Here is a 12,895-nt window from a genome sequence, read left to right on the forward strand (position 1 = left end):
AAGTGCGGTGCTCACAGGGAATCGGTTTCCAAATCTCGCCCTTAAGGAGTCAGTGGGAAAAGTGGCGGTGTCTCACCCAATGCTGACAGACAGGGCGCTGCTCTGCAGGGAGCTTCCGGAGTGCCGCCACCAGGGACTGCATCTGCGAGTCCTGTTCGACGGTCCGTTCCGGACCGGGTGCCCGATCGGGCGGTTCGACGTCGTCAAGGTCGTCCACCTGCCGGCGCTTCCTGATCAGGTCAATACTTTTCCGGCCACAGATGCGCATGAGCCACGGCTTCACGGCCGCGCCATCCTGCAGGCCGCCAAGCTGGTTCCAGGCCTGGAGCAGGCTTTCCTGCACGGCGTCGTCAGCGTCCGCCGCCGAACCGGTGAGCCGCCGGGCGTACCCGCGCATCAGCGGCCCGTACCGGCGTGCCAGAGCCTCGAAGGAGGCAACGTCGCCGTCCGCGGCCCGCTCCACGAGAAACGAATCGTGGGCATCGTCGAGGTTCAGGCGGGGGCGGGCCAAGGGGGTCAATCGACTCTCCGCGTTCGGGTGAGCCGCGCCCGGGTGCCCGAGTGGACACTGACCAGGATCGGGTGGCGAACGCCCAACAGGGTGTCCAGACCGCTGATCGCCTCATCGGCTGCGGCCACCACAGCTGCCGGAGACGCCCCGCGGCGCGGCTGGACCCGGATCCGCAGGCCGGTCTGCCGGCGTATCCGCCAGGAGGTCACTCCGACGGACAGGATCTGCCCGTTGCCTTCGAGGCTCGAGCGGAGCGCGTCCGCCACGAGGGATGTCTCGACGGTGGTGGTGCCCGCTTCGGTGTCCTGCTGCCCCACGGTGCTGGTGCGCCCACCTCCTTGCGAGGCAATCCACCCGATCAGCAGGGCGGCGCACGCCACCACGAGGGCCAGCGCGGCGATGGTCCACCAGCTGGTCTCAGCGTTCAGGGGAGCGGCCGCCAGAACGCTGGGGAGTCCGTCCACTGCCGCAGTGCCCACGGAGGTCCAGGTGTTGGCAACCGCGGGGAGCAGGCCGGCAGCGGCGGTGAGCGCACCGACGGTGAGAAGAACCAGCCCGAGCAGGACCAGGAGGGTCCGGTTGAGCCAGCGATGGGTGGAACTCATATGCCTAACGCTCCTTCGTGCCTGATGTTGATCCTCACGGCCGGTTCAGGGCGGATTCCGTACCCGGATAGTTCGTCCTCGACTGCCGCGCGGATGAGCATTTCGTCCAGGGGAGACCCGCTGGTCGGACGGACGTCAACGGTGATGCGGCGCTGATCCACCCGGGTGGACACCTGCTCCGGGTCGAGCCCTGCCTCCTGGCGGATGCGGCGGGACATGGAAGAAGCGATCACTTCCGAATCCACTACCACTGCTGACCGGTCCCGGCCCACCACATGGAGGGGCTTGGTGCCAGGCGTCAGGGCGACCAGCAGCACCAGCAGCCCAACCAGAATCAGTCCCAGGCCGGCCAGGGTCAACCCCCAGGGGAGGACGGTCTGGGGCAGGCCAGCCGCCCACTCGAGCAGCTGCCGCGGACTAATGATCAGTGGGGGCTGGTTCACCACTGACAGAACGGCCTCCGTGCCCAGCCATGCCAGTCCAGCCAGCAGGACGACGGCGGCACTCACCGACGCCACGGCACGGGAGGAGTGCGTTTCGCGGCGCAGAAGCCGGCGGGTGTGGAGTGTTTCGCTCATGCCAGTTTCCTCTCCGCAGGGGGGCGGATTCCGGTCAGTCGGATGTCGATCCGGCCTACCCGGGCCCCGGTTACCTGCTGGGCTGTTTCACGGATACCGTTCCGGGCGTGTGCTGCCCGGTCAAACACCGTTCCGCCGCCGTCCTCCACCGCGGAAGCATCCTGTGCCGCCTGCAGGAGGGTGGGAGCGGGGAGGGGGGCCGAGACGGTGATGCCCAGGGCGCCGCCGTCGTCGGCCAGTGCGACCCGCACCTCACTCCGGGGGACACCGAAGGCGGCTGCCGCCACGGCCTCGGCCGTGTGGGTCAGCGCCGACTTGGTGATCCGGGTGTGCCCGGTGCGTCCCGTGGCGGTGGCGCCCCGGTTGGTCGCGGTCATGAGGCCGAACGCCGGCCCCGCAGGGCATCCAGGACCGAGCCTGGGTCAAGCTTGCCTTCTGCGGTGCGTCCGGCAACGGCTCCGATCACCATGAAGACGGCGACCAGCACGAAACCCCAGAAACCGAAGATCAACGCGGCGAAGGCCAGGGTCGCTCCGGTGGCGATACCGGCTGTCGTGGGGCTCACGAGACGCGGGATTCGGTCGGGGCGGACTCGGCGTCGTCGTCGCGGGTGTCATCACCCGGGACGTGGATGTCGCTGATGGTCACGTTCACTTCGGTGACTTCCATCCCGACGAGATCCTCGACGGCGGAGTAGATGGCATCGCGGACCTGGTCCGCTACGTCCTTGAGCGGGTGCGGGTACTCGACGACCAGGGTGACGTCGACCGCCACCTGGGTCTGGCCGACCTCAACGCTGATGCCCCGGGTGTGGTCTTCCTTCTGGCCGACCGCGCCGCGGATCGAACCGAGGGCGCGGGCAGCTCCGCCGCCGAGGGCGTAGACGCCGGGGATGTCACGGAGCGCAATGCCGGCGATCTTCGCCACCACGTTGTCGGCGATCGACGTGGCGCCACGGTCCCCATCGTGCTGGCTCTTCCCGGCGGGTGCCGTGGCAGCGGCAGTGGCGGGCCGACGGTTGGCGACCGCGGGGGTGGGGCTGGCCGTGGTGGGCAACTTGTCCTGGGGCTGAGTGCTCATCGTGATGCTCCTTGATGGTGTTGTCGTGAGGTGGATTGATGGGGGGATCGGTGATGCAGGGTCGCCCTCAAAGGCGCTCCTGCAAGTAAGACGCTCCTAACGGAGCAAAGGTCACGGTCCATTAAAGGTGATGTGTCTCACGCTGGCATTGACGGCAAACCGTGACCGTCGCGTGATGGTTCCTTTACATTGCTGTGTCTAGGGTGGCTTAGAGGCAATTCAACGTGCCGTGAAATTTCCGACCATGTGCCTGCGGGCTGCTACGTAACCAAGGTGAAGAGGGTATTGATTTGTTGGATTTCTTTGGAGACCGGCTGCCTCAAATCCTGTTCGCCAGCTGGCAGCACTTTTCCCTGGTGGTCCAATGCCTGATCCTCGGAACCCTTCTCGCCGTCGGTATCGCAGCCCTGGTTTATCGCAGCAGCTTCTTCAGATCGCTTGCCAACAGCGTCTCAGCGGTAGGCCTCACCATTCCTTCCTTCGCCTTTATCGGGCTGATGATCGCCCCCTTCGGCTTCGGTGTCACTCCGGCCGTGATCGTTGTCACCTTCTTCGCCGCGCTGCCTATCCTGCGTAACGCGGTGGTCGGACTCACGGGAATCGACAAGGCCGTGGTCGAATCCGCCAGAGGAATCGGTATGAGCCGCTTCCGCACCCTCATGCAGGTGGAACTCCCGTTGGCCTGGCCAGTGATCCTGGCCGGCATCCGTGTCTCGGCACAGATGGTCATGGGCATCGCTGCCATCACCGCCTACGCACTGGGCCCTGGCCTGGGTGGTTTCATCTTCTCCGGCCTGTCCCGCCTGGGCGGCGCCAACGCCATCGAATCAGTTGGCACCGGCGTCATCGCCGTCGTCATTCTTGCCATCGTGCTCGATCTCCTGCTCATCGGCCTTGGCCGACTAACCACCCCGCGAGGTATCCGTGTCTGAGACCACTTCCACAGCAACCAACGACTCCGGGACACCCGGGAACGCCATCACCGGGGCCAGCATCCTGCTGGACAAAGTCACCAAACGGTATCCGGGCCAGGACACCCCAGCGGTAGACGGTCTCACGCTCGAGATCCCCGCGGGCAAAATCATCATGCTGGTGGGCCCCTCGGGCTGCGGTAAGACCACCACACTGAAGATGATCAACCGGCTCATCGAGCCGACGGAGGGACGCATTGTCCTGGACGACGACGACGTCACCGATATCAACGGCGACAGCCTCCGACGCCGGATCGGCTATGTTATCCAGGCTGGGGGGCTGTTCCCGCACATGACCGTCGCAGCCAACATCGGGATCGTGCCGAAGATGCTCGGCTGGAACATGGACAAGATCGCCGCACGAGTCGATGAACTACTGGAGCTGGTCTCACTGGATCCGGCACAGTACCGGGACCGCTTCCCCAAGGAGCTTTCCGGCGGCCAGCAGCAGCGCGTCGGCGTGGCACGCGCACTCGCCGCCGACCCACCAGTGCTATTGATGGATGAGCCATTCGGCGCGGTGGACCCCATCACCCGACAGCGCCTGCAGGATGAACTGCTGAACATCCAGGCGGAGCTGCAGAAGACCATCGTCTGCGTAACCCACGACTTCGACGAGGCGGTGAAGCTCGGCGACTGGATTGCCATTTTCACTGACGGTGCCCACCTGGTGCAGTACGACACCCCTGAACGGATCCTCGCCAACCCGGCGAACGAGTTTGTCGAGAACTTCATCGGTTCCGGCGCCGGGTTGAAGCAACTCACCCTCACCCGGGTCAACGAGGTTGACCTCGCCGAAGCAGTGGTGGCCACCAGCGGCGACCTCGCCAGCGACGTCCTCTCACGGCTCGACGCAGCCCAGCACGACCACGCGGTAATTGTCGACGGGAAAAACCGCCCCATCCAGTGGCTCACCCGCCGCCAGCTCACGAGGATTGACCGGATCAGCGACGACACCGACGCCAAACTCCCGGTAGTCGGCGACCGGGCCACCCTTAACGACGCGCTGGACACCATGCTCGTTTCCAGTGCCGGTGCGGCACTGGTCACAGGGAAGCGTGATACCTTCCTGGGCGTGATCGACGTGGTGACGGTCATGGACGCTATTGGGAGGGCCCACACCCATGCCCGGTCGGCGCACTCGTCCGGACGCCCTGTGGGAGTCAATACCGGCACCATGCAGGCTGTCGACGAAGGATCCGATCAGTGAGCACTACTGCATCGGCCCCGACGCCCCAGGCCCTGTCCGCACAGTCGGACATAGCGGGACCATCCTGGCGTCCGCTGGTCTACCAATTGGCGGGAATTCTCGCGGCCCTAGCCATTCTGGTGATCTGGGCACTGAACGATGATCTTTCGGAGACCGAGCTCAACACGTTGAACCCCGACTCGCTGCTCGGTTACACACTCGAACACCTAGCCTTAACGGCTGTGTCAGCGGTGATTGTGCTGGTCGTTGCTATCCCGCTGGGCATCGCGTTGACCCGTGGACCGTTCCGCCGTTACACCGGGCCGGTGTTGGCTGTCGTCAACATCGGGCAGGCGGCACCGGCGATCGGCCTGATTGTCCTGCTCGCCTCCTGGATGGGTTTCGGCTTCAACGCAGCCATCGCCGCGCTGGTCCTCTACGCTCTGCTGCCGGTCCTGCGAAACACCATGGTCGGCATCAACCAGGTGGACGAACGGCTCGTCGAAGCCGGGCGGGGAATGGGCATGAGCGCTTCAGCCGTCCTCTTCAAGGTGGAGTTGCCGTTGGCAGTACCGGTGATGCTCGCCGGTATTCGCACCGCCCTGGTGCTTTTGGTGGGTACTGCGGCTCTCGCAGCGTTCATCAACGGTGGCGGACTGGGCATTCTCATCATTACCGGAGTGAACCTCAACTTGGTGAGCGTCCTCGTTGTTGGCTCTGTCCTCGTGGCACTCCTGGCCCTCCTGGTCGACTGGATTGGGCGCGTCGTCGAACACGTCGCCCGCCCGAAAGGACTCTGATGCATTTGCGCACCGCCCCAACTGTGGCTTCAGCTACTGCGAAGTCCGGCACCCTGACCCGCCGTGTCGCCGGTGCCGCAGCCATCCTATCCGCCGGTTTGCTGGCCTCGGGCTGCGGTTTGCAGCCCGCCACCTCCTACGTACCCCTGGCGGGGCCCGGAAGTATCGAGGAGATTGCCGACGGCGAACCGCTGACCGTCACCTCGAAAAACTTCACCGAGCAGCTAATCCTGGGCAAAATCTCGGTGCTGGCAGGCCAGGCGGCGGGTTTTGACGTCACTGACCTCACCAACGTTCCTGGCAGCCAACCTGTCCGTGAATTGATCCTCGCTGGCCAGGCGGATGTCACCTGGGAGTACACCGGGACTGCCTGGCTCACCTACCTGGGTATGACCGAGGGTTTCCCCAACCAGGAGGAACAGTTCGCTGCCGTCTATGAAGCCGACCTGGGCAACGGCCTCACCTGGGGCGACACCGCACCCCTGAACAACACCTATGCGATAGCTGTCCGTACCGAGGCAGTTGAGGAACTCGGCGGCATCAGCACCATTTCCGAGATCGCCGAGCTGCCGGTCGAGGAACGAACGTTCTGCGTTGAGGCGGAGTTCAATTCAAGGCCTGACGGCATGAACCCGCTGCTGGCCCATTACGGGATGGAGCGGGGGACGGCTGAGGGGGTACCTGATGACAACATCAGCATCTTCGACACCGGTGCCGTCTACACGGCCACCGATAACGGGGACTGCAACTTCGGTGAAGTGTTCGCCACCGATGGGCGGATCGACGCGCTCGACCTCACCGTCCTCGAGGACGACCAGGGCTTCTTCCCCGCCTACAACGCGGCCCCCGTTTTTTACACCGAGACACTCGAGCAGTTCCCGGGATTGGAGGAGGTCTTCGGTGCTATTGCGCCGACGCTGACCGACGAAGCACTGCGGGCCATGAACCTGCGCGTCGACGTCGAAGGTGAGGAGCCCGCCGACGTGGCCTTCGACTTCATGGTGGAGCAGGGCTTCATCTCCGAACCCGACGGGCTGCTCGGCTCGGGCAACTAAACAACCGGCAGCTAGGGAACCGGCACCGGCGCGCGGATGCCCATCGGATATGACCCATCATCGAGGACCTGGTCCCGGATCCATGATGATGGGATGGTCGTGACTTCCCGGCGGCCGCTGGTGACTTCAGCCAACGTGAGTGTTTCTTCCACCTCGACTTCGTACAGCAGACTGCCCAGCGCTCCGTTGAGTGCTGTGAGGGTCTCGGAGTGGGCGATATCAACCCAGGGGCCGGGCTCGAACTGCAGTGAGTACAGCAGGCGTCCGTCACGCCAGTTCGCGGGAATCCACCCCGGAATCATGTGACCGTTGGCGTGCCACTGCTCTTCGACTTCCTGCCGGATAGTTTCTATGGGTTCGCCGAAGAACGCTGCGGTCTTTCTCAGGTACGCATCGTGTGAGGTGGTCATCCGTGCCCATGACAGCGCTTCAAGCAGCGCCGTTTTCGCGTCTTCGGCCGCGTAGATCGTTCGCCCGGGCGTATCGAAGCGGTACCACAGGGACCGTTCATCGCTGAGGAGCCCGCGCTCTTGCGGATTCAGAGGCCCGTAGGATGCCTTGGCCACACGGTAGGCCGTGCCCGGCCCGTCCACCAGGGCCAAACCCGTTTTTCCGCACGTCCGCATCAACCAATGAACCCATCGTCGACCATGGCGGCGGCCGCAGCAGCGGTCTCACGGAACTTATCGTCCCGGATCGCGTCGATCGGTGAATCGTGGTCAAGCCACGGGTTGGCGCCGATGAACCACATCCGTGCCACATGTTCACCTTCGGCTTCAGAGACGAGGATCCATTGGGCGTAAGCGAACTGGAGACGCTTCACCGCAGCCGCGTTAGGGTTCGACCCGTCCTGCTGCGCCCATTTGTAGCTGATTCGCCGGTCTTTGCTGCCGGCCAAGGCTGCGACCAGGGTGGCGCCCAACGCCGCATTGAGGCGCCGGACGATCTCCCGGATGCCAAGTCGGGCTGTTCTGGCGTGGGCTGTGCCGGTGGTGGTTGCGATGCTCATGATTCAGGCTCCCTTGCTTACCCAATCCAATCTACTTTCTTTCCCCTTGAAAGCGACAATAAATCCACCGATCGGGAAGGTCTGAGGGCCGGAGGAGGCTGCATTCAGATCATCCACCTGTGGGCGGGTGGAGCCCGAAGGAGTGAGCTCAAAGCCGTCCACCTGTGGGTGAACTGCTGTTCCACGGCACATCTGGTCAAGCTGACATAGTGGGATGTTATCGGGTCGTAGCTTTGCGGAAGTATTGACCAGCCGAGCAGAATTCTTGCGGTTTCGATTCTTTCTGTTGCCCGTCTACTCGCTGGGCTGAGGACTGTCAGCAGTCGACGTTGAATGGGCTTCCTCAATACGGGCCAGAGCGTCTTCATCCAGCTGCGAGATGCATCATTCCTTTGTTGGTCCGTAGTACGGCAATAGACCACCCACGGTGCCAGCCCAGTGGCTTTTTGACCGGCTTGACCCGGTCCACAACTTCCAGAATGGCGTAGGTCCGCTTCCGGCCAGCCGGTGAAGGCTGTAGGTCACCCATCTGCGTCTGAAAGTCTAGTTCCTGCCCTTTCTGCTGTGCGGCACCGTTTTCCCACATGTCCCGGAGCGAGCCGGGCGACGCATTTGCGAACCGGATGGCGCAGTCGAAGATGCCCTGCTCGAACTCGGAGTCAAGCCGCCGCCGGCGTTCGGCCGCGGCAGGCCGATTCAGCAGCAACGACAGCCCGAGGTAAATGAAGAGTGTGATCCCGGTCCGAGCCCAGAGACTGAAGCCGAGGCCATCCAGCAACCCCCAGATCAGGAACGCTGGGAAGAAAACACCAAGGAAGACCAGGTATTGGACCTTCTCCCATTTGCCGACTTTGGCCCGTTCGATGGCGTTCATGCCCTCAGCGTAACCAGCACGGACACCCCGCGTAAGACTGGCTCATTTATCGGGCGCGGAAGCGCTCAGTAGTCGGCCTGGTACGTGCTGCGTCGCGACTGAGACCGGGTGATCGTCAGCATTACTTATGCGTTGTTATTCGGCGTTCCGCCGAGGCAAGGGAAAGTGTCACGCGGATCGTCAGCAGTCCCGGGCGAGGGAGGACGATAACGTAGACTTGGTGCATGGTCACGATTTCCCGTCCGGAACGGGTGAGTTCCGCTTTCGTGAAGCTCGCCGACACGTTGGTGGCGGACTATGATGTTCTGGATTTGTTGCACACTCTGGTGGAGGAATGTGTTGGTCTGCTCGATGTAGCCCATGCCGGGTTGCTGCTGGCGGATCGCAATGGCGAGCTTCAGGTACTGGCTTCTACCAGCGAGGAGTCGCAGCTCGTGGAAGTCCTCCAGCTGCAGGCTGGAGAGGGTCCCTGTGTTGAGTGTTTTGAATCAAAGACTGTGGTCACTATTGATGACATTCGTAACCTGGCCGGGCGTTGGCCGGGGTTCCAGCAAGCGGCCCTTTCGCAGGGGTTTTTGTCGGTCCACGCCATCCCGCTGCGTATTCACGGCAGGGCGATCGGGGCCATGGGGCTTTTCGGTACGATAACTGGTGCACTTAACAAAGAAGACGCCGTGATTGGGCAGGCACTAGCGGATGTCGCAACCATCAGCCTCCTCCATGAACGCAACATCCGGGAAAGCAACGTTGTAAACGATCAGCTGCAGCGTGCCCTGAACAGCCGGATCATTATTGAGCAGGCGAAAGGCGTCATTTCGCACACGTCGTCGGTAGATATGAGTGAAGCGTTCAACCGGTTACGCACCTACGCCCGATCCCACCAGCAGTCCCTGCAGGAGACAGCCACAGACGTTGTCGACCGTCGCCTCACTCTCTAGCTCGTACCTCCCAGAATTTAGGCTAACCGGGGCTGCGCGCCGGGAGTACTGCTGCTGAGGCTTCCCTTATCCTCTCCAGATGCGCTGTGCCCTGGCGGATGTTCTTCTTTACCGTCGACGAAGGTAACCTCAGCGCGGCTGATGCTTCCTGATAAGTCATTGCCCTCAGGAACACCGCATTGAGGCATTCGCGCTCTAGAACGCTCACATCATCAACAGCCCTGTGTGTGGATTCTTGTGCTACTTGTGCTTGTTCGACGAGAGGGCCCCCACGGCTGCGGTGGCCGCCGGACGGGTCAGACCAGAGGTCTGTTCCGTCGAATCCTGCAGGCTCTGATTGTGCGTCAGATGAGTTTAAGCGTTCGTGTAACGCCTCGACCGCCAGTTGATGGGCTATAGCAACCACCCACGACATTGCCGAATCCTTCGCCGCGTCAAAGGATTTAGCTCTCTTCCAGACCTCAACATAGGTGTCCTGCATGATCTGTAGGTTCAGGTCTGAATGGTCGACCAGATTTGAGATCATGCGGAAAGCGCGGGTGGCTGTCAGATGGTAAAAATGGGAGAAAGCCACCCTGTCTCCTTCTCCGACAGCTCTCAGCAAATCAGCAGGAGAAGTGCTCGCCATCAAGGAAGGACCGGTGTCCCGGGCGGGTTCCTGATCCGGGGTTTGTAGCTCTTCGGCTGCATCGAGGGCCACCAACGAGTTCAGGTGGTTTCCGGTGATGGCGTGTCGGGAGACATCAGGTACGTTCAATGGAGACACGGGGATGGATCTAAAGAGCGGGCGTGATAACTCTCCGGAGGGGCTCTCCACATGATCTGACGGATCCACTGCTGGCTGTTCAGGACCGTTCGGAGCGGTCGGTGCGTTGCGATGGTAGTGCGATGCTACGACTGTATAGGTGAGGTCTTCGGTGTCTGGGAGGCCGAGGATCTCGAGCGCCTGATCTAGGTGCTGTTCGACTGTTCCGAGTGGGACTGATAGGCGGGAGGCGATGGTTTCGCAGGTGAGGCCATTCGCTACCCACACCGCGATTACCGCCTCGCGATCGCTGAGATTCCTTTTCCCGGAAGTCCCGGAAGTCACGGAATGGTGGTGCGTTTCCGTCGGGGCTGACGAGACACGCCGAAGCGTGGAATGGGACGGGTTGTCGTCTGTCTGTTTCATGAGGCTCCCTGGATGGCGCACGGCGGTATCGGTTCTGTGCCAGGGGCTGGGGCAGCATTCCCAGCATGCTGGTTCACCAGCGGTGTGTCAAGAAAATCGAATTCACGCCTCGGGTGGCTGGCACCATAATGCATCGGTGCTGCGCCGCAGCTTCGAGAGAAGGGGAAGTAATGGAACGTACAAGTTGATTACGTGCCCCACGACTGATTTGGACTGCGACTAAACTGAGAATCGGGTAGTAATCGGACCCAAGTTTGGGCTTTTACGATCAATCGCGTTGTCCGAGGAAGGGCGAAGAAGATGCTGTGCTGGTCCCACTGTCCGGTCATCAGAACCCAGATGGTATGCAGGTGAGCGAGGAGATGCTTTCCGGGCTAGAGGAGTTGAGTTCAACCCTGTGCGCATCGTTCATCGAAGCTCTCCCGGTGTCGGGGGCTGCATTGTCAGCATTTAGTGGTTCCGTGCAGGAGACCGCTTTGTGTTCAAGTGACGTGCTCGCGGCTAGGTTGGAGGAGTTGCAGTTCGATTTGGGGGAAGGTCCGCGGTGGGAGGCCGCTCGCTCCCGAATGCCTGTCCTACTTCCGCACGTGCGCTCTATCTCGCATGAGAAATGGCCGGTCTTCGCAAAGGCGCTGCTCGACACGGAGGTGCAGGCCCTCTTCGTTTTCCCTCTGGTCGTTGGCGCCATGGATATTGGGGTGGTGGAACTCTACCGAACCACGCCCGGGGAGTTGAGGGAATCTGAGCTGGTGACGGCTCGTGGTCTAGCGGACGGGGCGGCGTGGAGTTTGCTGCGCCGCATCATGATCCCGCCTTCAGAGGACAACTATGATAAGGCTGATGTTTCTCCTTTCCGTAGGGAAATTCATCAGGCCACGGGAATGGTGCTCGCCCAGACTGGAGGTACGGCCGCGGACGGGTTGTTGCTGCTGCGGGGGCACGCATTCGCGAACGGACAGACAGTACGGGAAACTTCCCTCGAGGTGCTGGAAAGACGGCTGGATTTCACACCGTCGCCGAACTCATAAAAAAATGCAGCGCACAAATCCTTGACCTCAGGTTCACGTAATCCGCCACCCTCGCAGGCCGGGTCATTGCCGCATTCCTAAGGAAAACTATGTCAACCCAACCCGAACCCGCCGTGAGAATTTTAGGCCGACCCAAACTGACCTATTGTTGACGTCATCTGCGGGAAGAGTTGGGTCTTGCGGTGCTTTTCATCGGAAGACCAACATTGGTCGGTGTCACAGCGCCCCGGATACTACCGTGTGATTTCTGCCGATCTCCACCGCGATCTGCCGGTCCGTATGGTTGGGTCCCTGACAGCAATGTCCGCCCGATCCGCAAACGTCAACACCCTCCGCACCACCAGCAACGCCCTCATCCGAGAACGTTGTTGCTACGACGCTATGACACCAAGGATCTACCGGACGCGGAACCGATAGTGATTGCACGGTTCCGCATGGTGCCGCTGACGATTTGTTTACGACACGGCAGGCGACTTTTCAGTTGACCAGGCTATGGAGACTGATCTGTTTCATGCGGTGGCTGTGGGGCCATCGCGTCGCGTCGGTCGAGCTCGGCAGTGAGTTCTTCTAGGCGTCCCTCGGTTTCAGGTTCGGGATTGGAATCGAGGTATTCAGCGTCCAGCTCCCGTCGAACCTTACTGTTGAGCACTTGCACCTCAGTGTCATCCAGGCCGGTTAGATCCTCTGGGAATGATTCGTCTGGCATGATTTTGCTGTTGTGGTCCATGTGTCTCACTTCTGAGCTTCGTTGTAGGCATCCAAGATTGAGTGTGAGGTCCTGCCCCGCGTGCTGGGATTATAGCCGTTCTTTTGTGCCCACCGCCGGATTCGCTGGAGTTCTTCGCGCTTGCGGCTTGGGGAGAGCGTCGCCTGGATGCTCTGGCCCTGACGGCTGCTAGCTGCCTACGGCCCTTCTCCATGTATTGAGAAAGCCCGGAACGCAGTTGGGCAGCATTTTCCGTGGTCAAGTCGATTTCGTACTTGACTCCATCGGAATCTGTCAAGGCGTTTGAGACACAGCTAAGTGGTTAGGCGTGTGTGGGGACCTCGCTTTGTTGGGGCTGGTTGATCCACGCCGCCGTGGGG

Annotated in this window: 18 protein-coding genes and 1 pseudogene; 6 read left to right on the plus strand and 13 right to left on the minus strand. The window is 61.9% G+C overall.

Translation table 11 applies throughout. From position 1 onward, the window contains the following. Nucleotides 1-49: 49 nt before the first annotated feature. The 6 genes from IWX64_RS15685 to IWX64_RS15710 are packed head-to-tail and all read right to left on the minus strand — an operon-like array spanning nucleotide 50 to nucleotide 2,774. Nucleotides 50-520, minus strand: a complete 471-nt coding sequence (locus IWX64_RS15685; protein WP_196868065.1) for an RNA polymerase sigma factor — start codon at nucleotides 518-520, stop codon at nucleotides 50-52. Then, nucleotides 517-1,116, minus strand: coding sequence for a hypothetical protein (locus IWX64_RS15690; protein WP_196868066.1), 600 nt, complete (start codon nucleotides 1,114-1,116; stop codon nucleotides 517-519). The genes IWX64_RS15685 and IWX64_RS15690 overlap by 4 nt, the downstream gene beginning before the upstream one ends. Next, on the minus strand, nucleotides 1,113-1,694 hold the full coding sequence (locus IWX64_RS15695; RefSeq protein WP_196868067.1) for a DUF6286 domain-containing protein: 582 nt from the start codon (nucleotides 1,692-1,694) through the stop codon (nucleotides 1,113-1,115). Before IWX64_RS15695 ends, IWX64_RS15690 begins: the two co-directional genes overlap by 4 nt. Beyond that, nucleotides 1,691-2,071, minus strand: coding sequence for a hypothetical protein (locus IWX64_RS15700; RefSeq protein ID WP_196868068.1), 381 nt, complete (start codon nucleotides 2,069-2,071; stop codon nucleotides 1,691-1,693). The genes IWX64_RS15695 and IWX64_RS15700 overlap by 4 nt, the downstream gene beginning before the upstream one ends. After that, complete coding sequence (locus IWX64_RS15705) at nucleotides 2,068-2,259, minus strand: DUF2273 domain-containing protein (RefSeq protein ID WP_171585501.1); 192 nt, start codon at nucleotides 2,257-2,259, stop codon at nucleotides 2,068-2,070. The genes IWX64_RS15700 and IWX64_RS15705 overlap by 4 nt, the downstream gene beginning before the upstream one ends. Beyond that, nucleotides 2,256-2,774: an Asp23/Gls24 family envelope stress response protein gene (locus tag IWX64_RS15710; protein ID WP_196868069.1), complete on the minus strand. Its 519-nt coding sequence runs from the start codon at nucleotides 2,772-2,774 to the stop codon at nucleotides 2,256-2,258. Before IWX64_RS15710 ends, IWX64_RS15705 begins: the two co-directional genes overlap by 4 nt. 290 nt (nucleotides 2,775-3,064) lie before the next feature. On the opposite strand from IWX64_RS15710, the gene IWX64_RS15715 reads away from it, so the two are divergent. Genes IWX64_RS15715 through IWX64_RS15730 form a run of 4 tightly spaced genes read left to right on the plus strand, consistent with a single transcriptional unit; the run spans nucleotide 3,065 to nucleotide 6,789 of the window. After that, complete coding sequence (locus IWX64_RS15715; RefSeq protein ID WP_196868070.1) at nucleotides 3,065-3,706, plus strand: ABC transporter permease; 642 nt, start codon at nucleotides 3,065-3,067, stop codon at nucleotides 3,704-3,706. After that, nucleotides 3,699-4,955 carry an ABC transporter ATP-binding protein gene (locus IWX64_RS15720; RefSeq protein ID WP_196868071.1) on the plus strand — a complete coding sequence of 419 codons (1,257 nt, stop codon included), beginning with the start codon at nucleotides 3,699-3,701 and terminating at the stop codon, nucleotides 4,953-4,955. Before IWX64_RS15715 ends, IWX64_RS15720 begins: the two co-directional genes overlap by 8 nt. A gap of 50 nt (nucleotides 4,956-5,005) precedes the next feature. Then, nucleotides 5,006-5,734: an ABC transporter permease gene (locus IWX64_RS15725; RefSeq protein WP_395939876.1), complete on the plus strand. Its 729-nt coding sequence runs from the start codon at nucleotides 5,006-5,008 to the stop codon at nucleotides 5,732-5,734. Further along, the gene (locus IWX64_RS15730; protein ID WP_196868072.1) at nucleotides 5,734-6,789 is read left to right on the plus strand and encodes a glycine betaine ABC transporter substrate-binding protein; all 1,056 of its coding nucleotides are present in this window, start codon (nucleotides 5,734-5,736) and stop codon (nucleotides 6,787-6,789) included. Before IWX64_RS15725 ends, IWX64_RS15730 begins: the two co-directional genes overlap by 1 nt. Nucleotides 6,790-6,800: 11 nt before the next feature. Here IWX64_RS15730 and IWX64_RS15735 read toward each other — a convergent pair whose 3' ends face one another. The 3 genes from IWX64_RS15735 to IWX64_RS15745 all read right to left on the minus strand — a co-directional run bounded on the left by IWX64_RS15735 (nucleotide 6,801) and on the right by IWX64_RS15745 (nucleotide 8,672). Next, nucleotides 6,801-7,355: a hypothetical protein gene (locus tag IWX64_RS15735; protein ID WP_196868073.1), complete on the minus strand. Its 555-nt coding sequence runs from the start codon at nucleotides 7,353-7,355 to the stop codon at nucleotides 6,801-6,803. A 59-nt stretch (nucleotides 7,356-7,414) separates the two neighbouring features. Beyond that, the gene (locus IWX64_RS15740) at nucleotides 7,415-7,798 is read right to left on the minus strand and encodes a hypothetical protein (protein WP_196868074.1); all 384 of its coding nucleotides are present in this window, start codon (nucleotides 7,796-7,798) and stop codon (nucleotides 7,415-7,417) included. A 364-nt stretch (nucleotides 7,799-8,162) separates the two neighbouring features. Then, nucleotides 8,163-8,672, minus strand: coding sequence for a hypothetical protein (locus IWX64_RS15745; RefSeq protein WP_196868075.1), 510 nt, complete (start codon nucleotides 8,670-8,672; stop codon nucleotides 8,163-8,165). Nucleotides 8,673-8,896: 224 nt separating this feature from the next. Here IWX64_RS15745 and IWX64_RS15750 point away from each other — a divergent pair, with 224 nt between their 5' ends. Further along, complete coding sequence (locus IWX64_RS15750) at nucleotides 8,897-9,610, plus strand: GAF and ANTAR domain-containing protein (RefSeq protein ID WP_196868076.1); 714 nt, start codon at nucleotides 8,897-8,899, stop codon at nucleotides 9,608-9,610. A 22-nt stretch (nucleotides 9,611-9,632) separates the two neighbouring features. Here the strand turns inward: IWX64_RS15750 and IWX64_RS15755 are convergent, their stop codons facing one another. Then, on the minus strand, nucleotides 9,633-10,781 hold the full coding sequence (locus IWX64_RS15755; protein WP_196868077.1) for a LuxR C-terminal-related transcriptional regulator: 1,149 nt from the start codon (nucleotides 10,779-10,781) through the stop codon (nucleotides 9,633-9,635). 344 nt (nucleotides 10,782-11,125) lie between these two features. Between IWX64_RS15755 and IWX64_RS15760 the strand changes: the two genes are divergently transcribed. After that, nucleotides 11,126-11,809 carry a GAF domain-containing protein gene (locus IWX64_RS15760; RefSeq protein WP_395939875.1) on the plus strand — a complete coding sequence of 228 codons (684 nt, stop codon included), beginning with the start codon at nucleotides 11,126-11,128 and terminating at the stop codon, nucleotides 11,807-11,809. 490 nt (nucleotides 11,810-12,299) lie between these two features. On the opposite strand, the gene IWX64_RS15765 is transcribed toward IWX64_RS15760, so the two are convergent. The 3 genes and pseudogenes from IWX64_RS15765 to IWX64_RS17365 all read right to left on the minus strand — a co-directional run. Then, entirely contained in the window at nucleotides 12,300-12,536 is a 237-nt protein-coding gene (locus tag IWX64_RS15765; RefSeq protein WP_196868078.1) for a hypothetical protein, read from the minus strand. A 5-nt stretch (nucleotides 12,537-12,541) separates the two neighbouring features. Next, on the minus strand, nucleotides 12,542-12,685 hold the full coding sequence (locus tag IWX64_RS17360; RefSeq protein ID WP_395939874.1) for an Lsr2 family DNA-binding protein: 144 nt from the start codon (nucleotides 12,683-12,685) through the stop codon (nucleotides 12,542-12,544). Between the two features lie 35 nt (nucleotides 12,686-12,720). After that, a pseudogene (locus tag IWX64_RS17365) lies at nucleotides 12,721-12,813 on the minus strand (Lsr2 dimerization domain-containing protein); the annotation flags it as partial. Nucleotides 12,814-12,895 lie beyond the last annotated feature (82 nt).

It is taken from the genome of Arthrobacter sp. CAN_A212 (assembly GCF_015752345.1).
GTDB lineage: Bacteria > Actinomycetota > Actinomycetes > Actinomycetales > Micrococcaceae > Arthrobacter_D.

What these genes read in the sequence shown, in the direction of transcription:
- IWX64_RS15740 (WP_196868074.1), bottom strand. Translation starts at nt 7,798, where the DNA reads ATGAGCATCGCAACCACCACCGGCACAGCCCACGCCAGAACAGCCCGA.
- IWX64_RS15745 (WP_196868075.1), bottom strand. Translation starts at nt 8,672, where the DNA reads ATGAACGCCATCGAACGGGCCAAAGTCGGCAAATGGGAGAAGGTCCAA.
- IWX64_RS15690 (WP_196868066.1), bottom strand. Translation starts at nt 1,116, where the DNA reads ATGAGTTCCACCCATCGCTGGCTCAACCGGACCCTCCTGGTCCTGCTC.
- IWX64_RS15750 (WP_196868076.1), top strand. Translation starts at nt 8,897, where the DNA reads ATGGTCACGATTTCCCGTCCGGAACGGGTGAGTTCCGCTTTCGTGAAG.
- IWX64_RS15755 (WP_196868077.1), bottom strand. Translation starts at nt 10,781, where the DNA reads ATGAAACAGACAGACGACAACCCGTCCCATTCCACGCTTCGGCGTGTC.
- IWX64_RS15700 (WP_196868068.1), bottom strand. Translation starts at nt 2,071, where the DNA reads ATGACCGCGACCAACCGGGGCGCCACCGCCACGGGACGCACCGGGCAC.
- IWX64_RS15765 (WP_196868078.1), bottom strand. Translation starts at nt 12,536, where the DNA reads ATGGACCACAACAGCAAAATCATGCCAGACGAATCATTCCCAGAGGAT.
- IWX64_RS15760 (WP_395939875.1), top strand. Translation starts at nt 11,126, where the DNA reads ATGCAGGTGAGCGAGGAGATGCTTTCCGGGCTAGAGGAGTTGAGTTCA.
- IWX64_RS15730 (WP_196868072.1), top strand. Translation starts at nt 5,734, where the DNA reads ATGCATTTGCGCACCGCCCCAACTGTGGCTTCAGCTACTGCGAAGTCC.
- IWX64_RS15695 (WP_196868067.1), bottom strand. Translation starts at nt 1,694, where the DNA reads ATGAGCGAAACACTCCACACCCGCCGGCTTCTGCGCCGCGAAACGCAC.
- IWX64_RS15710 (WP_196868069.1), bottom strand. Translation starts at nt 2,774, where the DNA reads ATGAGCACTCAGCCCCAGGACAAGTTGCCCACCACGGCCAGCCCCACC.